17 protein-coding genes are annotated in these 19787 nt (G+C 65.9%); 4 read left to right on the plus strand and 13 right to left on the minus strand.

Annotation, left to right across the window (positions count from 1 at the left end; all coding sequences use genetic code 11):
* Positions 1 to 47: 47 nt before the first annotated feature.
* From AC3WOB_RS08790 to AC3WOB_RS08835, 10 genes are all read right to left on the minus strand, one after another.
* On the minus strand, positions 48 to 1445 hold the full coding sequence (locus AC3WOB_RS08790; RefSeq protein WP_492274767.1) for a 4Fe-4S binding protein: 1398 nt from the start codon (positions 1443 to 1445) through the stop codon (positions 48 to 50).
* 39 nt (positions 1446 to 1484) lie between these two features.
* Entirely contained in the window at positions 1485 to 2336 is an 852-nt protein-coding gene (locus AC3WOB_RS08795) for an FTR1 family iron permease (protein WP_492274768.1), read from the minus strand.
* 13 nt (positions 2337 to 2349) lie between these two features.
* A complete protein-coding gene (locus tag AC3WOB_RS08800; RefSeq protein WP_013392348.1) occupies positions 2350 to 2703 on the minus strand; it encodes a cupredoxin domain-containing protein in 354 nt (117 codons plus the stop codon).
* Between the two features lie 2 nt (positions 2704 to 2705).
* The gene (locus tag AC3WOB_RS08805) at positions 2706 to 3242 is read right to left on the minus strand and encodes an iron transporter (protein ID WP_013392347.1); all 537 of its coding nucleotides are present in this window, start codon (positions 3240 to 3242) and stop codon (positions 2706 to 2708) included.
* 166 nt (positions 3243 to 3408) lie between these two features.
* Entirely contained in the window at positions 3409 to 4479 is a 1071-nt protein-coding gene (locus tag AC3WOB_RS08810) for a linear amide C-N hydrolase (protein WP_013392346.1), read from the minus strand.
* Between the two features lie 142 nt (positions 4480 to 4621).
* Complete coding sequence (gene phaR / locus AC3WOB_RS08815) at positions 4622 to 5188, minus strand: polyhydroxyalkanoate synthesis repressor PhaR (protein WP_013392345.1); 567 nt, start codon at positions 5186 to 5188, stop codon at positions 4622 to 4624.
* Between the two features lie 117 nt (positions 5189 to 5305).
* Complete coding sequence (gene phbB / locus AC3WOB_RS08820) at positions 5306 to 6043, minus strand: acetoacetyl-CoA reductase (RefSeq protein ID WP_013392344.1); 738 nt, start codon at positions 6041 to 6043, stop codon at positions 5306 to 5308.
* Positions 6044 to 6119: 76 nt separating this feature from the next.
* Positions 6120 to 7754 carry a class I poly(R)-hydroxyalkanoic acid synthase gene (phaC, locus tag AC3WOB_RS08825; RefSeq protein ID WP_013392343.1) on the minus strand — a complete coding sequence of 545 codons (1635 nt, stop codon included), beginning with the start codon at positions 7752 to 7754 and terminating at the stop codon, positions 6120 to 6122.
* A 124-nt stretch (positions 7755 to 7878) separates the two neighbouring features.
* Positions 7879 to 8643 (minus strand): peptidoglycan editing factor PgeF, encoded by a 765-nt coding sequence (gene pgeF / locus AC3WOB_RS08830; RefSeq protein WP_492274769.1) that lies wholly within the window; start codon positions 8641 to 8643, stop codon positions 7879 to 7881.
* Entirely contained in the window at positions 8631 to 9629 is a 999-nt protein-coding gene (locus tag AC3WOB_RS08835; protein WP_492274770.1) for an RluA family pseudouridine synthase, read from the minus strand. The genes pgeF and AC3WOB_RS08835 overlap by 13 nt, the downstream gene beginning before the upstream one ends.
* A gap of 137 nt (positions 9630 to 9766) precedes the next feature.
* Between AC3WOB_RS08835 and AC3WOB_RS08840 the strand changes: the two genes are divergently transcribed.
* Positions 9767 to 10525 carry an outer membrane protein assembly factor BamD gene (locus AC3WOB_RS08840; RefSeq protein ID WP_237710019.1) on the plus strand — a complete coding sequence of 253 codons (759 nt, stop codon included), beginning with the start codon at positions 9767 to 9769 and terminating at the stop codon, positions 10523 to 10525.
* A gap of 49 nt (positions 10526 to 10574) precedes the next feature.
* Here the strand turns inward: AC3WOB_RS08840 and AC3WOB_RS08845 are convergent, their stop codons facing one another.
* Positions 10575 to 11519 (minus strand): GlxA family transcriptional regulator, encoded by a 945-nt coding sequence (locus AC3WOB_RS08845; RefSeq protein ID WP_492274771.1) that lies wholly within the window; start codon positions 11517 to 11519, stop codon positions 10575 to 10577.
* A gap of 86 nt (positions 11520 to 11605) precedes the next feature.
* Between AC3WOB_RS08845 and AC3WOB_RS08850 the strand changes: the two genes are divergently transcribed.
* Positions 11606 to 12817 (plus strand): MFS transporter, encoded by a 1212-nt coding sequence (locus tag AC3WOB_RS08850; RefSeq protein ID WP_492274772.1) that lies wholly within the window; start codon positions 11606 to 11608, stop codon positions 12815 to 12817.
* A gap of 112 nt (positions 12818 to 12929) precedes the next feature.
* On the opposite strand, the gene yoaA is transcribed toward AC3WOB_RS08850, so the two are convergent.
* Entirely contained in the window at positions 12930 to 15026 is a 2097-nt protein-coding gene (gene yoaA / locus AC3WOB_RS08855) for a DNA repair helicase YoaA (protein ID WP_492274773.1), read from the minus strand.
* Between the two features lie 205 nt (positions 15027 to 15231).
* Here yoaA and tex point away from each other — a divergent pair, with 205 nt between their 5' ends.
* Positions 15232 to 17607 (plus strand): RNA-binding transcriptional accessory protein Tex, encoded by a 2376-nt coding sequence (tex, locus tag AC3WOB_RS08860; protein WP_013392336.1) that lies wholly within the window; start codon positions 15232 to 15234, stop codon positions 17605 to 17607.
* A gap of 283 nt (positions 17608 to 17890) precedes the next feature.
* Positions 17891 to 18397, plus strand: coding sequence for a hypothetical protein (locus tag AC3WOB_RS08865; RefSeq protein WP_013392335.1), 507 nt, complete (start codon positions 17891 to 17893; stop codon positions 18395 to 18397).
* 34 nt (positions 18398 to 18431) lie between these two features.
* On the opposite strand, the gene AC3WOB_RS08870 is transcribed toward AC3WOB_RS08865, so the two are convergent.
* Complete coding sequence (locus AC3WOB_RS08870; protein ID WP_492274774.1) at positions 18432 to 19784, minus strand: tryptophan--tRNA ligase; 1353 nt, start codon at positions 19782 to 19784, stop codon at positions 18432 to 18434.
* Between the last annotated feature and the right edge of the window lie 3 nt (positions 19785 to 19787).

The following is a 19787-nucleotide window of genomic DNA, read 5'->3' on the forward strand; positions in this document are numbered from 1 at the left end:
CCTCGGCCGGCGCAATACCCCACTTTATCGCATGCCTCGGACGCGGGCTACCAGACCGCGAAGAACAGCACCCAGGCCAGGCAGAACGGCGTCAGGCCGGCCGCCAGCACCAGCCAGGCCAGGCCTTTGCGCCAGGCGCTCGCCAGGCGCGGCTTCAGCAGCCGCGCAAACAGGCGCAGCGTCCACAGCACCGCCAGGCTCAGCAGCGTGAAGCGCACGGGCGCGGCCCAGGCGGCTTGCATCCCTTCGTGCTTGAGCAGATTGACCGTGGTGGCCGACAGGCCCAGGAACACGCCGATGCCGGCGGATGGGATCAGGGCCTGCGCCAGCTTGTGCAGGCCGGGACGGCCCCAGCGCGTCACGGGCTCGCCTGCCACAGGCGCGGCGGGCGCCAGTCGGTCGGCGATCCACAGCGACAGGAAGGAGGCGCCGCCGACACAGATCGTGGCGCCGACGACGAACATCAGGATGCCCGCGCCGTCCAGCCATGAGAAGCTGTCGTTCACTTCCGGGTAATGCGTCAGGATGAACCAGGGCGCGTTGTCCAGCAGCGGCCACATGATGTCGTGTTCGACCAGCCAGGTCGCGGCCCACTGCTTGGCGGTCACATACCAGGGGCTGGCGCTCCAGAGGAAGGCGCCGATCGCGATGCCCATCAGGCCGAAGCACAGCAGCGCCGTCTGCCACGGGTCGCCGTGGGTGACATGCACGATCTCTTCTTCGGGCGAACGCGGCGTCAGCTCGATCGCGCCACGATAGCCGCTGCAGCGCCCACAGACATGGCAATCGCCCGCGCCCTTCATGTGGCGCAGCGGCACCAGCGGCGCACAGTTGATGGGTTCGATTCGGATGACCGGATGGCGCCACTTCTCTTCGTCGACCTTGAAGTGCCAGGGCGCCAGCTTGGCCAGCAGATTGAACACGCCGTTGACCGGGCACAGGTACTTGCACCACACGCGCTTGCTGCGGCCATAGCGCCAGCCAACGATCATGGCCGCCACGGTGGACCCGCCCAGCACCGCCAACACCGCCAGGGGATACTGGTACACGCTGACCAGTTGGCCGTACACGGTCGTGAGCGCGAACGCGACGAATGGCCAGCCGCCCCAACGCATCCATTTCGGGATCGCATGTCCCTGGCCGCGTTCGCTGGCCCATTCTGTCAGCATGCCCTCGGGACACAGCCAGCCGCACCAGGCCCGCCCCAGGATGGGCATGGAGATGAGCACGAACGGCCACCACACGCCCCAGAACGCGAACTGCGCGACGATGGTCAGGTTGTTGAACACCGAGGCCGCGTTGTCCGGCAAAGGCAGGATCGCGGGCACGATCAAAAGGAACGCGTACATCGCAACAATGCCCCACTGCAGCTTGCGCAACAGCGGGGCATGGTCACGGAGGAAGTCGGCGATACGGGAGGTCGCCCTCCCGAGTGCAGCTGCCATGGTCAAACCTTCAAATATTCAGTCCGGCAATAGTCGGGTTCAGGAAGCACTGCGAGCGGCGGTGGCAGCGCCTGCGGGCTTGCCTCCCACCCAGCGCAGCAGCGCCCACACGATGATCCAGTAAGCCACCCACAACAGCACCGAACTCAGCGCAGGCAGCGCGCGATAGCCGGCAAAATCGGCCAGGATCTTGCCCACGCCGGTGCTGTCGCTCAAGAGCCAGGAACTGTCCCAGACCGGATCGACGATGGTCGGCAGGACGTCCAGCGAAATCAGGTGATCCAGACCGCCCACCAGCAGCGATCCGGCCAGCAGCAACAACAGGATTTCAGTCACGCGGAAGAAGCGGCGCCAGGTAATGAGCTTGCCGCCCAGTTGCAGCAGCCAGAACGTCAACAGCGCCACGACGAAACCGGCCGCGCCGGCCAGCGCCAGCATCAGCATGTCGCTGCCGCCCTCGCCTGCCGACACGGTGCCGTACAGGAATACGACGGTTTCGCTGCCTTCGCGCGCCACGGCAATCGCGACCAATACGAAAAGGCCCCACCAGTTGTCGCTGGCGACCGAAGCTCGGGCGCCGCTTTCGAGTTCGCCCTTGAGGGTGCGGCCGTGCTTCTTCATCCAGACGACCATCTGCACCACCAGCGCGCATGCGGCCAGCGACATGATGGCCTGGAACCATTCCTGGCCTTCGTCGCTGAGCCAGTTGGAAACGCCCAGCAGCACCAGCGCCAAGGCCACGGCCAGCGCCAGGCCCGCGGCAACGCCGCCCCACAGGTAGGTCAGGCCGCGCTTGCCCTCGGGCGTGGAGCGCAGCCAGGTGTACAGAATGCCCACCACCAGCATGGCTTCGACGCTTTCACGCCAGACGATAAAGAGGACCTGTTCCATATATTGCTACCGCTTATTCCTTGGGTTTGACGACCAAGGTGCCTTTCACGCTCTGGTGAAAGTCATCAAAAAAGGGATACTCGCCGGGACGGGAGATGGTGATGACCACGAAGGACTTCACGCCCGGCCCCAGGACTTTCTCCTTGCGCAGCGGAATGCTTTCGAATTCCACCGGCTCGTTGCTCTCGTTGATGAGCTCGATCTTGAAGCGGCCCGCCGGCACTTCCAGCGTGGCGGGCTCGAACGTGCCGTCCGGCTTGAACCTCAGCGTGAACGTGGGCAGTTCGTCCGCCTGCGCCGGCGCCCCGCCGGCCAGGCCGGCCAAGCCGATCAGCAATGCGGCGACAAGGCGTAGCAGGCTGCGCACGATCAGTAACCGCCCTTCTTGCCGGTGCCGGCGTAGACGAATTCATATTCCAGGTCGAAGGGTTCGAACCAGGGGCCCACGCCGGTTTCCTTGTCGACGTGGCGGCCGAAGTGGCTCATCTTGTCCGCGGTCGGGGGCAGGATCGAGTACTTCAGCTTGTACTTGCCCGGGCCTTCCAGCTTGACGTTCTCGCCGTAGTGCGGGCCGTCGTTGGCGACCATCGGCATGAAGGTGCCCTTCTGCACGTTCTGGCTGCCGACCTTCTGGATTTCATACTTCACGACCAGGTAAGGCACCCACTCGCCTTCGGGGAAGCCCGTCTTGTTGCCGGCGGTGGCGTGGATGTCGGCTTCAAGGTGCACATCCGAATCCTTGGCCGGGCGCATCATCCCGGGGGGGTCCATTTCGATCGGCTGCAGGTACACCGCGCCGATTTCCATGCCGCCTTTTTCCACCGGTTTGCCGATGGGGTATTCGGCCGCGTTGGCGGCGGAAACGCTCAGGGCGACAATGGCCAGGGCCAAGGCTTTCTTGATCATGTGCATAATCCTTGAGACACGAATGAGACGACGGCTCGTAAAATACAAACAAGAACCGTTTTCATTAATGTAACCAAATCAACTGACAGAACCCTGAACCTGAAGCCAGGAAAATCAGCGGATCATTGCGTTTGATCAAGCGGTGCAAGAGGTCCGGTTCGCCCCTTCAGAGTCCGAGAAATTTGAATGGCGCCGACGGCTGGAAGGCGCGAGTGGCGTCGCCCGCATACGTGTGGCGCTGGTCCGGGCCCAGGTCCAGCTTCAGCACCTTGCCGCTTTCCGGACTGAAATCCACGGCCTTGAGATCCACCCAGAACGTATTGGGCGTCAGCGCCGATTCAAAGAAATACAGCTTGCGCTGATGGTCGAAAACAGTACGCCAGCGGGTGGACGAAATATTGGGCTGCCCGGGCGTGCTGATGCCGTAGGGCACCGAGACATTGCGTATCACGCTGAAGACGCTGGCCAGCGCCTTGTTGGGATCAGGGTCCTTGGGAATGGCGTTGATATAGAACGATGCCCGCACGAAACGATCCGCCGCGCGGTTGGTGCCCGGCAGCATGGTGGTGCCGCCGATCTGTTGCCAGTAAGCGTCGAGCGCCAACTGCTGCTCGAATTGAGGCGAGTTGGTCATCACCTGGTAATCGCGGCTGTGGTGGATCACCTGGCGCCCGCCGATGTATTCGATGATGGCGCTGTCGCCGCTCGCGTCCGAGATCGACAGGTGCAGCGTCGTCAGGCGGTCCTCCCCCGGCACGTTGTCCGAGACGATGGTGTAGGGCTCCTGTTCCAGCGCCGCCACGGCCTCCTTGACGGTGGCGTAGTTGTCCAGCACGTACTGCGCCCACGCGGCGATGGTCAGCCCGGGCTTGCTCCGCGCGTCGAACTGCGGATACTGCGATTCCGCCAGCCACAGCAGATTGGCGCTCAGGCCCGCTTCGTTCACGCCGTCCGTGGTGGAGACGTCATAGCCGGACGTGACCACGCTGCCGTAGCGCGAGGTCCAGCGCAGGGAATTCGGGCCGGCCTCGCCGCTGCGCGCCATGCCGCGAGGCAGCACCCACAGGTTGCTGGTGATGTCGTTCTTCCAGTCCATCGAACGAGCCGTGACCACTTGATCGCCGGCGCCGTGGAAGACCACGCGCGTGCAGGCCCAGGCGGCAGACGACGCGGACAGGACCGTCAGCCCGGCCAATGCGGTGCAGGCCAAGCGGGAAAACGCCTTGTTCAGTCTCATGCATGCGCTCCTGGGATTCTGTTCTTTCACATGCCGCGCGCCAGGGCCGGCGCGCGAGGATGAAAAACACCCCAAGAACCGGACCGCTATCCGGCTGTTGGGGTGCTTGATCGATGAGGCCGTGCAGGGCGCGGCCCCGCCGCTACTTGCGTCCGGAACCTTGCGTGCCGCCCGGCGTGAACGGGAAGGTCGAAAACATGGCGCGCGTCTGATCCTGCATCTGGTCCTGCATCTGCACGAACAGATTCTTGCTCTGGTCGATGTAGTTGTTCATCATGTTCTGCAGCATGGGCGTCTGCACGTTCATGAACTGCGCCCAGGCCTCGGGACCGAACTGGCTGCCGTACAGGCCCTTGGACTGTTCCGCCATGCGCTGCTGGATTTCGATGAAGGCCTGGATGTTCTTTTCCAGGTAGGAACCCATGATGCCCTGCATGGCATGGCCGTAAAAACGGATGATCTGCGAAAGCATGTTCGACGAGAACATCGGCATGCCGCCGCTTTCCTCTTCGAGAATGATCTGCAGCAGGATGCTGCGCGTCAGGTCTTCGCTGCTCTTGGCATCGACGACCTGGAATTCTTCATTGGCCAGGACCAGTTGCTTGACATCTGCCAGGGTGATGTAGGTGCTGGTCCGGGTGTCGTACAGACGACGGTTGGGGTACTTTTTAATCAGGCGCAGGCTGGCGCCGGTTTGTGCTTGCGTCATGGTTGTCCCCGGATCGGGCGATCTCTAAGGCTTGGAATAGGGTTATTGTAATCCGGAGGGCCCTCTCCCCGAGGCCCTCCGGTACCGACGGGCCGCCCGCTGGCGGCCCGCGATGCGTCAGCCCATGTGCAGGCCGCCGTTGAGCGAGAAGTCCGCACCCGTCGAAAAGCCGGACTCGTCCGAGGCCAGCCACGCCGTCATGGAAGCAATTTCCTCCGGCGTGCCAAGGCGGCGCACCGGGATGGTGGCAACGATTTTTTCCAGCACGTCGGGACGGATGGCGCGGACCATGTCGGTGCCGATGTAGCCGGGCGAAATCGTATTGACGGTGACGCCCTTGCTGGCCACTTCCTGGGCCAGCGCCATGGTGAAGCCATGGATGCCGGCCTTGGCCGTGGAATAGTTGGTCTGGCCGAACTGCCCCTTCTGCCCGTTGACCGAGCTGATGTTGATGATGCGGCCCCACTGACGCTCGACCATGCCTTCGATGACCTGCTTGGTCACATTGAACAGGCTGTTCAAGTTGGTGTCGATGACCGCGCGCCAATCATCGGCGCTCATCTTGCGGAACAGGCCATCGCGCGTGATGCCCGCATTGTTGACCAGCACGTCGACCGGGCCCAGTTCCTTCGTGACCCGTTCGAAGGCTTCTACCGTGGAGTCCCAGTCGGACACGTTGCCCACGGACGCGTAGAACGTATAGCCCTGCGCTGCCTGCTCGTCCAGCCATTGCTGGTAATTGCGGCTGGGGCCGCAACCTGCCACCACGCGAAAGCCTTCCTTGGCCAAGCGCTGGCAAATAGAGGTGCCGATACCGCCCATCCCGCCTGTTACGTAAGCCAGTTTTCCGCTCATTGGACTTCCTCCTGTGTGCGACGGACGCCTCGTTAATTAACCTTCTTCTATCCGGGCCTAACCGCTGATCGCGGTTTCAGGCTGCCCGGACTTTCACATACCTGCCAGGCGCCGGCTCTATCGGCCGGTACTTGGCATTGCCCAATTTTTCACGCGCCTTGACCTGCTTGCCTGAATGGCCCGACAGCCAGCCAGCCCAATCGGGCCACCAGCTGCCCGGCGTTTCGACGGCCTGCGCGAACCATGCGTTCGGATCGCCAGGCAGATGATGGCCCGACTGTTCGAGCTTGTCAGCCGCCCAATAGCTGCGGCGCTTCTTGGCCGGCGGATTCACCACCCCGGCGATGTGGCCGGAAGCCCCCAGCACAAAACGCTGCGGGCCGCGCAGCACCTGGGTGGACGCATAGGCCGAGACCCAGGGCACGATATGGTCCTCGCGCGACCCGAAGATGTACGCCGGCATTTCCAGCCGCGTCAGGTCCAGGGGCATGCCCGCGGCCTGCGCCCGGCCCGGCACCTTGAGGTTGTTCTCCAGGTAGGTATTGCGGAAGTACCAGGAGAAGAACGGTCCGGGCAGATTGGTGCTGTCGCCATTCCAGAACAGCAGGTCGAACGCAGGCGGCTTCTGGCCCTTCAGGTAGTTGCCCACGACATAGTTCCAGACCAATTCATTGGGCCGCAGGAACGAGAAGGTGGTGGCGAGGTCACGCCCGGGCATCAGGCCGCCCTGGCCCAGTTGATGGTCGCGCAGCAGCGCATGGGCCTCGTCGACGAAGACGTTCAGGACGCCGGTATCGTGGAAATCGAGCAGCGAGGTCAGCAGGGTCAGCGAAGCCACGGGGTGCTCGCCGCGCGCCTCGGCCAGCGCCAGCGCGGAGGCCAGCATCGTGCCGCCTACGCAGAAGCCCAGCGCATTGACCTGCGGCTGCTTGGTAATGTCGCTAGCCACGCGCAGCGCCTGCAGCACTGCGTCGTCCAGATAATCGGACCAAGTCGCGCGGTCCACGCCATCGGTATCGCTGGACACCGGATTGCGCCATGAAATCAGGAACACCGTATAGCCCTGGCCCACCGCGTGCCGCACGAAGGAGTTCTCGGGCTGCAGGTCCAGGATGTAGAACTTGTTGATGTTGGGCGGCACGATGACCAGCGGACGCTCGTGCACGGTGGCCGTCGACGGCGCGTACTGGATGAGCTGGAACAGCCGGTTTTCGAACACCACTTCGCCTGGCGTCACCGCGACGTTGCGGCCGATCTCGAACTGCGATTCGTCCGTCTGCGTGATGCGGCCTTTCTTGACGTCGCCCAGCAGATTGGCCAGCCCTTCGTTGAGCGCGCGTCCGGCGCTTTCGACGATGGATTGCTGGGCATCCGGGTTCAGCGCCAGGAAGTTCGACGGCGACAGCGCGTCGACCCATTGCATGATGGAAAAGCGCAGGCGGTCGCGCATGGGCTCGCTGACCTGGGCTGCATCGACCATGCGCGACATGGCGCGGGCCGACAGCAGGTAGGTGTGCGCCAGCAGCAGGTGCGAATGATGGGAGGCCCAGGCATCGCCGGAAAAGCGGCGGTCTGGCGGCGGCGCAAGCGCGCCACGGCGGGCGTCATCGCAAAGGCGTTGCCACTCGCGGGAGAATTCGGCCTGTATGTCGGCCAGGACTTCCGGTGCCACGCTCACCGGAATGGGCCCTGCGGAGAGATTGGCATTCACTTCGACACCTTGTTATCGAAACTACGCGATTGATGTTGCATTCCGGGTCCGGGGCTGTCAATGCGGGTATACAAGGAGGCCTGCCAGGGTACGCCGCAAGCCCAGCCGCGGGCCTTGCGCCAGATCAAACCCCGCCGAGCCAGGCCAGCAACGCCATGCGTCCGGTTTCGCCATCACGGCGGTACGAGAAGAATCGATCGGCCCCGGCCACCGTGCACAGTCCGCTCAAGGAGACATCTTGTACTCCGGCGCGGCGCAGGCGGAAATCAGCCAATCCGGCGAGATCGGCCAGCCATTTTCCGGATAGCCCGGGCCGCGGCGTGAAGTAGCGCAAGGCCGCGGGATCGTCCTGGGAGAAGGCATCCAGCACGTCCTGGCCGACCTCGAACGCCTGCGGACCGATGCCCGGTCCGACCCAGGCGCGCCAGCCCGAAGCCTGCGGCGCCTTGGCGCGCATGGCGGCCAGCGTATGTTCCAGCACGCCGCCCGACAGGCCGCGCCAGCCGGCATGCGCCGCGCCCAGCACCGTGCCTTGCGCGTCGGCGATGACCACCGGCAGGCAGTCCGCCACCATGACGGCCAGGACGCGGCCGGGCCGCGCCGTGACGCTGGCATCGACCGCCGGCTCGTCCGGGAGGTCGGCCTGATCAGCGTCCACGACTTCGCTGCCGTGGACCTGGCGCAGCCACAGGGGTTCGGCGGGCAGCGCGGCACGCACGCGGCGCCGGTTTTCAATGACCGTGTCCGGATCGTCTCCAGCGCGGCGACCCAGATTCAAGGTGTCGTGCGGCGCGACGCCGACGCCCCCTGCCCGGGTCGTGCAGAAATAGTTCACGCCCGCCCATTCCGGGCCTGTCACTACCGGCAGGCCTGCCACTACGCGTTCCATGCGATCTCTTCCTGGACCAAGCCCATGTCGGGAGGCACGGCTGCGGCGAACTCGACTTCGCCGCGGCCGCCCGGATCTTCGAAATGCAGCGCGCGCGCATGCAGCATCTGCCGCTGCGCGCCCACGATGTTCTTGCCGCCGTAAAGCGTATCGGCCAGCAGCGGATGCCCCAGGCTTGCCATGTGCACGCGGATCTGATGGGTGCGGCCGGTTTCCAGGCGGCACACCACTTCGGTGACGCGGCCGCCGGGATCCGCTTCGCCGCGGCGAGCGGGCGCGTAATGGGTAATGGCCGGCTTGGGCGCCACCGGGCGTTCCACGCTCATGCGCACCGGCACGCGCGAATCGCGGCCGATGGGACGATCGACCTTGCCGGCCGCGGCCAGCCAGCCATGGGCCAGCGCCACGTATTCCCGGCCCATGCTGCGCGCCTGCAATTGGCGCACCAGATGCGTCTGGGCAGTTTCGTTGCGCGCCACGACCATCAGGCCGGAAGTGTCCTTGTCCAGCCGATGCACGATGCCGGCACGCGCCACCTGGGTCAGTTCGGGATAGCGGTACAGCAGGCCGTTTAGCAGCGTGCCGCTCCAATTGCCGGCGCCGGGGTGCGTGACCAGGCCCGCGGGCTTGTTCACCACGATCCAGTCGGGGCTTTCGTCGACGACTGCGAAATCGACGGGTTCGGGCGCGAAAGCCAGGGATTCAGGCGCGGGCTGAGGCCAGACGGTGAGTTCATCACCGGGACCGACCGTCTGGCGCACCTTGCCGGGCTTGCCGTTCACGTGGACGTTGCCGGCCTCGATCCAACCCTGCAGCCGGCCACGGGAATGCTCGGGCAACAGCCCCGCCAGCACCTTGTCCAGCCGGTCAGCGCGCGTGCTGGAAGGCACGGTTACAAATTGCGGTTCCCCCTGGGGAGAATCCTCGGAATTACCCAGGAGTTCATCATCAGAAACGAGATCCGCGCCGGAGGCTGTATCAGACATGGAGACAAATCATATAATCAGCCTTGCATGCTAACACCAAGGATACGATTCTCGTGATTCACCACTCCGCAGCTCCCTCGAATCCCGCCTCCCGAAGCGGGCCGGTTTTGCGCGTGGTTATCGCGCTGTTTGCCGTCATGGTCATCGCCGGTTGCGGCTCGACCAACAGCAAATATGACAAGACCACCAACTGGAGCGCCGAACAGCTCTACGCGGACGCCAAGGCGGAAATGTCTTCGGGCGGCTGGAAAGAAGCGCGCGAGCGGCTGACCGCGATCGAAAGCCGCTACCCCTTCGGCGTCTACGCGCAGCAGGCCCTGCTTGAGCTCGCCTACGTCAACTGGAAGGACGGCGAAAACGAACAGGCCCTGGCCGCCATCGACCGCTTCCAGCAGCTCTACCCCAACCATCCCGGCACCGATTACGCCCTCTACCTGAAGGGCTTGATCAACTTCACCCCGGCCAGCGCCTTCATGAGCAGCATTACCGGCCAGGATCCCGCGGAACGCGATCCCAAGGGTCTGCGCGCGTCCTACGACGCGTTCAACGAGCTGATCAAGCGCTACCCGGACAGCAAGTACACGGTGGACGCCGAGAAGCGCGTCGCCTGGCTGGTCAACACCATCGCCATGAACGAAGTACACGTCGCCCGCTACTACTATGAGCGCGGTGCCTACGTGGCCGCCGCCAATCGCGCGCAAACCGTCATCACCGACTTCGAAGGCGCCCCCGCCACCGAGGAAGCGCTCTACCTGATGGTCGAGTCCTACGACAAGCTCGGCATGACCGAACTGAAGAACGACTCGCAGCGCGTGTACGACAAGAACTTCCCCAACAGCGAATTCAAGACCAAGGGCCTGAAGGCCGACAAGAGCTGGTGGAACCCCTTCAACTGACATATCAGTTGCCGCACCGAAGAAAGCCCCTGCAGCGCAGGGGCTTTTTTCATGTGGGCGCGCCGCGCCGCATGGCTTGTGGCGGTTGCCCGTAAATGCGGATGAAGGCGCGGCGCATGCGTTCCGTATCACCGAAACCCACCCGGCGCGCGATGGCGTCCATGCCGGCTTCGCCTTCTTCTACCAGTTCGCGTGCGGCCTCGGCGCGCACCCGCTCCACGGCCTTGGCCGGAGTCTGGCCGGTTTCAAGCTTGAACTGGCGGCAGAATTGGCGCGGACTCAGGCAGGCCACGGCGGCCAGGCGCTCGATGTCCAGCACTTTATCCAGATGTTGGCCGACGTGGGCCAGCACCTCGCGCATGCGTCCGCTGGCCGGCGCCAGGTCTTGCAGGACCGAGAACTGCGATTGCCCGCCCGTGCGCCGGTGATAGACCACCATCTCGCGGGCGGTGGCTCGGGCAACCGCCTCGCCGTGGTCGGCCTGCACCATGGCCAACGCGAGATCAATGCCGGCCGTGATGCCCGCCGAGGTCCACACCGTGCGGTCCTCGACATAGATGCGATCCGCCTCCACCGCCAGTGCCGGATGGCGCTGCTGCAATTCGGCGGCGTGGCGCCAATGGGTCGTCACCCGGCGCCCCTGCAGGATGCCGGCCTGCGCCAGCACGAAAGCGCCCGTGCAGACGCTGGCCACGCGCCGTCCGCGCGCATGCGCGCCGCGCAGATAGGCCAGCATGGCCGGCGCAGCCTGGGGCTCGCGCGCGCCCTGACCGCCCGGCACCAGCACGGTATCGGCGCGCAGGCCGCGCCAGGGACGCGTCAGCACGGGCACGCCAGCCGAGCAGCGGACCGGCCCGCCCTCGGCCGACACCACGGCTACCTCATAGGCGCCCGGCACCAGTTCGGCGGCGATCTGAAAGACTGACAGCGGCCCGGCCATGTCGAGGAGCTGGAAGTTCGGCACGGGCAGGATGCATACTCTATGAGTGGCCATGGCATGAAACGAGGGAAAATAGTCATTCTTGCCATAGTTTCGGGCGCTAGAGTGGGGCCTGTCAATCCTCCGGACCTGCTCCCGCCATGAACGCTTCCCTGCGCGGCCTGCGCAATGCCCGCATCCTCGCCGTCTGCCAAGGCCTGTACATCGCGGCGATCTCCATCGACCTGACCCTGACGGCGCTGACCGGCCAGATGCTGGCGCCGCATCCGGCGCTGGCGACGCTGCCTTTCGCGCTGATCACGGTGGCGGGCGCCGCGGTGACCTGGTATGCCTCCTTGCTCATGCAGCGCATCGGCCGGCGCGCCGGTTTCATATTGGGATCGCTGGCGGGCGCGGCCGGCGGGCTGATTTCCGTGGCCGCGGTCTTCGCCAGCGACTTCTGGCTCTTTTGCCTGGGCACGGCGCTGGTCGGCGTGTTCCAGGCCTTCGCGCAGTACTACCGGCTGGCGGCCGCGGACGCGGTGCCCGCCGAAGCCAAGAGCCACGCCATCTCCGTGGTTCTGACCGGCGGCGTCATCGCGGCCATTGCAGGACCGGCGCTGGCTGCCTGGGCCAAGGACATCTTTCCCGCCGCGATCTTCTCAGGCGCCTATCTGATGGTGGCCCTGCTGGGAGCGGCCAGCGCGCTGCTGCTCCTCGCCTACCGCGACCAGGAAGCCGACGACAGCCAGCCCGCCGACACGCAGGCCGCGGGCCTGCCGGCCCGCCCCTTGGGCGAAGTCATGCGGCAGCCGATATTCGTGGCGGCGCTGGCCAACAATGTCGTGGGATCGGTCTCGATGATGTTCGTCATGACGGCCGCGCCGCTCGCCGCCGTGGCCTGCCAGCACAGCATCGCCGACGGCGCCAGCATCATGCAGTGGCACCTCATCGGCATGTACGCCCCGGCGTTTTTCGCCGGCGCGTTGATCAACCGGCTGGGACTGCCGCGCGTGCTCGGCATGGGCATGGCGCTGAACGCGGCCTGCTCGCTGATCGCGATGCAATCGACTTCGCTCACGGCCTTCCATGCGGCATTGTTCTGCCTGGGCGTGGGCTGGAACTTCATGTTCGTAGGCGGCACCACGCTGCTGGCCCAATCCTACCGTCCCGCCGAACGGGCACGGGTGCAAGGGGCGGCCGAGATGCTGCGCTATGCCACCACCGCACTGGCCACGCTGGCCGCCGGGCCGGCGCTGGCGCGCATGGGCTGGGAGGCGCTGAATGCCGCCATGCTGCCCATCGTGGGCCTGGCCGCGGTCATGACAGGATGGTGGGCGCTGTCGCGCAGGACTGAACGGGTCGCCGCCTGACCATGCCGGCGAGCCCGCATTGCGGCGGCGCAATCAGCAGGCGAGGCCACCTTTGGCGGGGCCACCTTTGGCGGGGCCACCTCCTGGCGTGTGTTCTGACACAGCCCCGCTTCTAGCCCTGCGGTTCCTGCTTGCGCCGGTAGAACGCCAGCACCTCTTCCAGCTCGCGCGTCCGCGCAAACGGCGGCAATCCGCGCCACAGTCGCTTGCCGTAAGGCTTTTCGACCAGGCGCGCATCGCCCACCATCAGCACCCCCCAATCGGATTCCGTGCGGATCAAGCGGCCCGCGCCCTGCTTGAGCGAAATCGCGGCTTCGGGCAACTGGTATTCCGAAAACGGATTGCCGCCCTGCGCGCGGCAGGCACGCAGCCGCGCCTCGATGACGGGATCGTCGGGCGGCGCGAACGGCAGCTTGTCGATCGCCACAAGGGTCAGCACGTCGCCCGGCAGGTCGATGCCTTCCCAGAAACTGGCGCTGCCCACCAGCACCGGATGCTCCAGCTTGCAGAAGCGGTCCAGCAGGTCGCGGCGCGTGCCCTCGCCCTGCTTGAGCAAGGGCCATTCATGTCCGGCATCGTCGAAGGCGTCGGCCAGCAGGTTGGCGACCTTGTCCACGGCGCGCAGCGTCGTGCACAGCACCAGCGTGCCGCCGGGACTGGCCTCCAGCAGCGGCAGTAGCGTCTGCACGAAACGGTCGAGGAACTGCGGCGATTGCGGTTCGGGCATGCCGCGCGGCACGAACAGCAAGGCTTGTTCGGGATAGTCGAAGGGCGATTCCCACTTGCCCGTGCGCGCCTTTTCCAACCCCAGCTGGCTGGTGAAGTGGGTGAACTCGCCGTTCACGGACAAGGTGGCCGAAGTCATGATCCAGGCCTGGCCCGGCTTGCGGTACTTGGAAAAAGCCTGGGCCACCGACAGCGGCGCGGAATGCAGCCGCACGTGGTGCTGGCCGTGCTCGACCCAGCGCACCGCCGGACCGGTCCATTGTTCCGCGGCGGCTGCGCCTTCCAGGATCGCGGCGGGCGTGGAGAGTCCGTCGCCCAGCGCCGATTGCAGCGCGGGCTCGGGCGCCTGATCGTCGCGGCCCCAGCCTTCGTCGCCGTGATCCGCGGTCGCCCGTCCCGGCGTGGCCCAGCGCTTGAGCCGCACCGAAATTTCGGCGCCACTGCGCGCGGCCGCCATCAGGTCCGGATGTTTTTCGGCGACCGCGCCCAGCGCCTTCGCCGCGCCGTCCACGGCCTCGCGCAGCGCCAATAGCGCTTCGTCGAATTCCTCGGGATTGGGAATGGCCTCGAAGGTGGCCTTGCGGCCCGGCATCTTGTCCAGCGGCGCACAGACCAGCCGCAACTCGCGCGCCGCCGTTTCCACATGGCGGCTGACGTCGCTCCATTTGGCGGCCTCGCGCGCATAGGCCAGGCCGGCCGCTTCCATCGCGCGGCCAAAATCCAGCAGTTGGTGCGTGGACACGCTGCTGCCCAGGAAGCGGGTGGCGGTATCCGGCAACTGGTGCGCTTCGTCGAAGATCACGGTGTCCGCTTCGGGCAGCAGATCGGTCACACCCTCTTCGCGCAGCACCAGGTCGGCCATGAACAGGGCGTGGTTGACCACCACCACGTCGGCTTCTTGCGCCTGGCGGCGCGCCTTCACCACGAAACAGTCGCGAATGCGCGGGCATTCCTGGCCCAGGCAGTTCTCGCGCGTGGAGGTCACGCGCTGCCAGATGTCGGCGTCTTCCGGCACCTGCGCCAGGTCGCCGCGATCACCCGTCTTGGAGATGCCGGCGAACACCTGGATCTGGCGCAGCTGCTGGATTTCGGTGCGCGACTTCAAGGCGCGCTCGTCGCCCTGCAGGCGGTCCAGGTGGTAATGACAGACGTAGTTGCCGCGGCCCTTGAGCAGCGCGGCGGTCACCGGCGCGGCCAGCGCCGCGCGCACGCGCGGCAGGTCGCGGGCGAAAAGCTGGTCCTGCAGGGTGCGGGTGCCGGTGGAAATCAGCACCTTGCCGCCCTGGATGAAGGCGGGTACAAGATAGGCCCAGGTCTTGCCGATGCCGGTGCCCGCCTCGGCTACCAGGGTGGCGCGGTCCTGGATGGCTTGGCCTATGGCCTGCGAGAGTTCAACCTGCGAGGGGCGCGGCTTGTAGCCGGGCAAGGCCGTGGCCAAAGGCCCGTCGGCGTCGAAGAATTCGGAGATGTCCAGGTCCAGCATAGCGAGTCAACGGTGAACCGGTGCCGGTTGCGGTTCGGGCGCCAGACACATGTGTGGGAAAGGACCAAATGATACCCGCTGCCGGACCGCCGATTGGCCACCCGGGCAGCGCAAGGGGGACATATCCGTCCACCCTGGCACGTTTTGTAACAGCGGCTTATGGCACAATCCGCCCCTTGTTTTTCCTTTTTGTCGTCGTATCGAGATGTCTGAAACTTCCGCTATCACGTACGTCGCCGCCGGCGTCGACAACGCCCGCATCGTCGCGCAGCTCGCCACCGAGCTGGGCACGCGCGCCTCCCAGATCGCTTCGGCGGTGGAATTGCTGGACGATGGCGCCACCGTGCCCTTCATCGCCCGCTATCGCAAGGAAGCCACCGGCGGCCTGGACGATACCGTGCTGCGCAATCTCGAAGTGCGCCTGGGCTATCTGCGCGAACTCGAAGAGCGCCGCGGCTCCATTCTTGAATCCATCTCGCAGCAGGGCAAGCTCACGCAAGCGCTGCAGCAGGAAATCGCCACGGCCGACACCAAGCAACGCCTGGAAGACTTGTACGCGCCGTACAAGCCCAAGCGCCGCACCCGCGCCCAGATCGCCCGCGAAGCAGGCCTGGAGCCGCTGGCCGACGGCATCCTGGCCGATCCCGCCTGCGACCCCGCCGCGCTGGCCGCGCAGTACCTGAATCCGGAAGCGTCCATCAACGACGCCAAGGCCGCGCTCGACGGCGCGCGCGACATCCTGGCCGAGCGCTACGCGGAAAACGCGGACCTGCTGGCCGACATGCGCGAGCACCTGTGGTCCACCGGCCTGATCCATTCCAAGATGGTCGACGGCAAGGAAACCGAGGGCGCCAATTTCCGCGACTGGTTCGACTTCAACGAGCCGCTGCGCACCCTGCCCTCGCACCGCATCCTGGCGCTGCTGCGCGGCCGCCAGCAAGGCGTGCTGGAACTGCGCCTGGGCCTGGAAGCCGAACTCGAAGCGCAAACGCCGCACCCTTGCGTGGCCCGCATCGCCGGCTTCCTGAAGCTGGGTAACGGCCTGTTCGCACTGGACGCCACGCCGCGCGCCCGCTGGCTCGGTGAAGTCTGCCGCTGGACCTGGCGCGTGAAGCTGCTGACGGCCTTCGAAAGCGAACTGATCGGCCGCCTGCGCGAAAGCGGCGAAACCGAAGCCATCCGCGTGTTCGCCGCCAACCTGAAGGACCTGCTGCTGGCCGCGCCGGCCGGCCCCAAGGCCGTGCTGGGCCTGGACCCCGGCATCCGCACCGGCTGCAAGGTCGCGGTGATCGACCAGACCGGCAAGGTCGTGGACACCACCACCGTGTACCCGTTCGAGCCGCGCCGCGACCGCGAAGGCACCATCAACACGCTGGCCGCCCTGGTGGCGCGCCACAAGGTCGACCTGATCGCCATCGGCAACGGCACCGCCTCGCGCGAAAGCGAAAAACTGGTGGGCGACATGATGGAACGCTTCCCGAACCTGAAGGTCACCCGCGTGGTGGTCTCCGAAGCCGGCGCTTCCGTCTATTCCGCGTCCGAAACCGCCGCCCTGGAATTCCCTGACCTGGACGTGACGCTGCGCGGCGCCGTGTCCATCGCGCGCCGCCTGCAGGATCCGCTGGCCGAACTGGTCAAGATCGATCCCAAGGCCATCGGCGTGGGCCAGTACCAGCATGACGTCAACCAGCGCGAGCTGGCGCGTTCGCTGGACGCCGTGGTCGAGGATTGCGTGAACGCCGTGGGCGTGGACGTGAACACCGCGTCCGCCGCCCTGCTGGCCCGCGTGTCCGGCCTGAATTCCCTGCTGGCCAAGAACATCGTCGCCTGGCGCGACGAGAACGGCGCCTTCCCAACCCGCGAGATCCTGCGCAAGGTGCCGCGCTTTGGCGACAAGGCGTTCGAGCAGGCCGCGGGCTTCCTGCGCATTCCCAACGGCGACAACCCGCTGGACGCCTCGTCGGTCCACCCGGAAGCCTATCCGGTGGTCGAACGCATCGTCGCCAAGATCAAGGCCGAAGTGAAGCAGATCATCGGCCAGCGCGAAGCCCTCAAGGGCGTGTCGCCGTCCGACTTCACCGACGAGCGCTTCGGTCTGCCGACGGTGCGCGACATCTTCGCCGAACTGGAAAAGCCCGGCCGCGATCCGCGCCCGGAATTCAAGACGGCGCAGTTCAAGGAAGGCGTCGAGACCCTGAACGACCTGTACCCGGGCATGGTGCTGGAAGGCGTCGTGACCAACGTGGCCAACTTCGGCGCGTTCGTCGACATCGGCGTGCACCAGGACGGCCTGGTCCACATCTCGGCCCTGGCCGAGAAGTTCGTGAAGGATCCGCGCGACGTCGTGCGCGTGGGCCAGACGGTGAGCGTGAAGGTGCTGGAAGTGGACGCGGCTCGCAAGCGCGTGGCGCTGACCATGCGCCTGAACGACACCGCGGCGCCCGCCCGCCGCAGCGCCGACGCGCCCAAGGGCGGCGACCGCAACCGCCGGCCGCAGGGCGACGGCGGCCGCGGTGGTTCCGGCGCCGGCGCCGGCATGAACAGCGCCATGGCGGACGCGTTCGCCAAGCTCAAGCGCTGAGCGAATGCCGCTCCACGAAAAACCGGCGCCTGGTGCGCCGGTTTTTTTTACCTAGGGCTTACCCGTAAAGAGACGGGTTACTTGTGTTCGCTCAAGCCGCAACTATCAAAAATGATAGAAAATATCTAATTGTGTCCAAATAATAAGACCCGACGGCGCCAGGCCGCGCAGCGACACAAAGCCCCCCCGCGAGCAGGCGAGCCATGGCGCGCAACGCTTGCCGGGGAGCAGCACAACAACAACAGCAGCGCCCTGCCCTGAACGACCGGAGATCCGCCCCGCCATGTCCCATACCATCACACTTGCCGCCAATGAAACGGCAACCATCACTGAAAAGGAAGCCAACGCCAGCGGCGTCTACAGCGAAATCACCCTGGGCCAGTATTCGCACCTGCTTGTGGACGGCGCCGAAGTGAGCTTCAAGCACATCACGCTGGAGCGGCTGGGCAGCCGCGTCATCGAACTGAGCAACGGTGCGCAGTTGCACGTCGGCGCGCTGGGATTCGCCAGCATGGGGGCCAGCATCACTTACCGCATCGGCGCGGGTTGTGCGCTGACCTTCGACGCCAGCCAATGGGATCCGGAAGTGGTGGCCAACACCACCTTCGATTTCGCCAGCCAGGGCAGCGGCACATTGAAGTACTTTCCGTTCATCAACCCGGAATGGCTGGACTGCCCGAACGTCACGGGCTACACGGAAGGCGACATGCTCGAGATCGCCGGCCAGGGCAGCGCCCAGCGCTTCCAGGTGCGCGACGGGCGCATCGTGGCCAGCGCCCGCGCCGCCTGAACCTGCGGGCCGGCTTTGCGCCGGCCCCTGGGGCTTATTCCTGCGACAGCGACGACAGCGCGGCGCGCGCGCGCGCCAATGAGGCGCCGGATGCATCCTGCGCGCCCGCCGGCGCGGTCGCCACGGCCACGCCGTCGATCATTGCGGCATAGCCTTGCCCGTCGGCCTGCAGCACCGCATCGGCCGGTTCCGACTGCAGGCGGCGCATCAGGGCGCCAGCCTCCTTCGGATCGGCGAAGCGCTGCGACAGCAGCAGTTCCTCGCCGTCGGCAGCCAGCAAGCGGAAGCGGAAGCCGCCGTCTTCATCGCGGAAGCTGACGAAGCGCGCGCCCTTGCCCTTTTCCTTCTTGGGCTGCGCGGCCCGGGCGCCCGACGCGGCCTCCAGATTGCGCAGGCCCACCGCCTGGCGCAGCTCGTGCATGAACGGCGTGGCCAGCTTGCGCGCCTTGGCGGCGCCCGCCTGCAGGATGTCTTCGATGCGGCCGGGGTTGGCCATCAGATCGAAGTACTTCTCGCGCATGGGCGCCAGCAGGTTTTCAAGATGGTCGTACAACGCCTGCTTGGCCTCGCCCCAGCCCATGCCCTCTTCGAGTTGCTTGCGCAGCGTGGCGGCCTGTTCGTGCGTGGCGAAGGCGCGGTAGATGGTGTACAGATGCGAATTCTCGGCGTCCTTGGGCTCGCCCGGCGCGCGCGAATCGGTCACGATGCGCATCACCGCCGCGCGCAGCGCGCTGGCGCCGCCCTCGAACAGCGGAATGGTGTTGTTGTAGCTCTTGGACATCTTGCGGCCGTCCAGGCCTGGCAAGGTCGCCACGTCCTCTTCGATCACGACTTCCGGCAGCGTGAAGTAATCGCGGCCATACAGGTGGTTGAAACGCTGGGCGATGTCGCGCGCCATTTCCAGATGCTGGATCTGGTCGCGGCCCACGGGCACCTTGTTGGCGTTGAACATGACGATGTCCGCCGCCATCAGCACCGGATACGAGAACAAGCCCATCGTGACGCCGTCGTCCGGTTCCAGGCCCTTCTCCGTGTTCTGGTCCACCGACGCCTTGTACGCATGCGCCCGGTTCATCAGGCCCTTGGCGGTGACGCAGTTCAACAGCCAGGTCAGTTCGGGAATCTCCGGGATGTCCGACTGCCGGTAGAAGGTCACGCGTTCGTGGTCCAGCCCCACCGCCAGCCAGGTGGCGGCGATTTCCAGGCGCGAGCGCGCCACGCGGGCGGGGTCGTCGCACTTGATGAGGGCATGGTAGTCCGCCATGAAGAAGAATGCGTCCACGCCGGGCTGCGCGCTGGCCTGAACGGCGGGACGGATGGCGCCCGCGTAATTGCCGAGGTGGGGAGTTCCAGAGGTGGTGATGCCGGTAAGGACGCGGGTATTCATGAG

The organism is Achromobacter sp. FW305-C-30-7 (assembly GCF_058783105.1).

Bases quoted from the DNA above. Each gene is read 5' to 3' on its own strand.
- AC3WOB_RS08870 (WP_492274774.1), bottom strand. From the start codon at position 19,784: ATGAATACCCGCGTCCTTACCGGCATCACCACCTCTGGAACTCCCCAC.
- AC3WOB_RS08810 (WP_013392346.1), bottom strand. From the start codon at position 4,479: ATGAGACTGAACAAGGCGTTTTCCCGCTTGGCCTGCACCGCATTGGCC.
- AC3WOB_RS08850 (WP_492274772.1), top strand. From the start codon at position 11,606: ATGAACGCTTCCCTGCGCGGCCTGCGCAATGCCCGCATCCTCGCCGTC.
- pgeF (WP_492274769.1), bottom strand. From the start codon at position 8,643: ATGGAACGCGTAGTGGCAGGCCTGCCGGTAGTGACAGGCCCGGAATGG.
- AC3WOB_RS08840 (WP_237710019.1), top strand. From the start codon at position 9,767: ATGGTCATCGCCGGTTGCGGCTCGACCAACAGCAAATATGACAAGACC.
- AC3WOB_RS08865 (WP_013392335.1), top strand. From the start codon at position 17,891: ATGTCCCATACCATCACACTTGCCGCCAATGAAACGGCAACCATCACT.
- AC3WOB_RS08795 (WP_492274768.1), bottom strand. From the start codon at position 2,336: ATGGAACAGGTCCTCTTTATCGTCTGGCGTGAAAGCGTCGAAGCCATG.
- tex (WP_013392336.1), top strand. From the start codon at position 15,232: ATGTCTGAAACTTCCGCTATCACGTACGTCGCCGCCGGCGTCGACAAC.
- AC3WOB_RS08845 (WP_492274771.1), bottom strand. From the start codon at position 11,519: ATGGCCACTCATAGAGTATGCATCCTGCCCGTGCCGAACTTCCAGCTC.
- AC3WOB_RS08790 (WP_492274767.1), bottom strand. From the start codon at position 1,445: ATGGCAGCTGCACTCGGGAGGGCGACCTCCCGTATCGCCGACTTCCTC.
- yoaA (WP_492274773.1), bottom strand. From the start codon at position 15,026: ATGCTGGACCTGGACATCTCCGAATTCTTCGACGCCGACGGGCCTTTG.
- phbB (WP_013392344.1), bottom strand. From the start codon at position 6,043: ATGAGCGGAAAACTGGCTTACGTAACAGGCGGGATGGGCGGTATCGGC.
- phaR (WP_013392345.1), bottom strand. From the start codon at position 5,188: ATGACGCAAGCACAAACCGGCGCCAGCCTGCGCCTGATTAAAAAGTAC.
- AC3WOB_RS08805 (WP_013392347.1), bottom strand. From the start codon at position 3,242: ATGATCAAGAAAGCCTTGGCCCTGGCCATTGTCGCCCTGAGCGTTTCC.
- AC3WOB_RS08835 (WP_492274770.1), bottom strand. From the start codon at position 9,629: ATGTCTGATACAGCCTCCGGCGCGGATCTCGTTTCTGATGATGAACTC.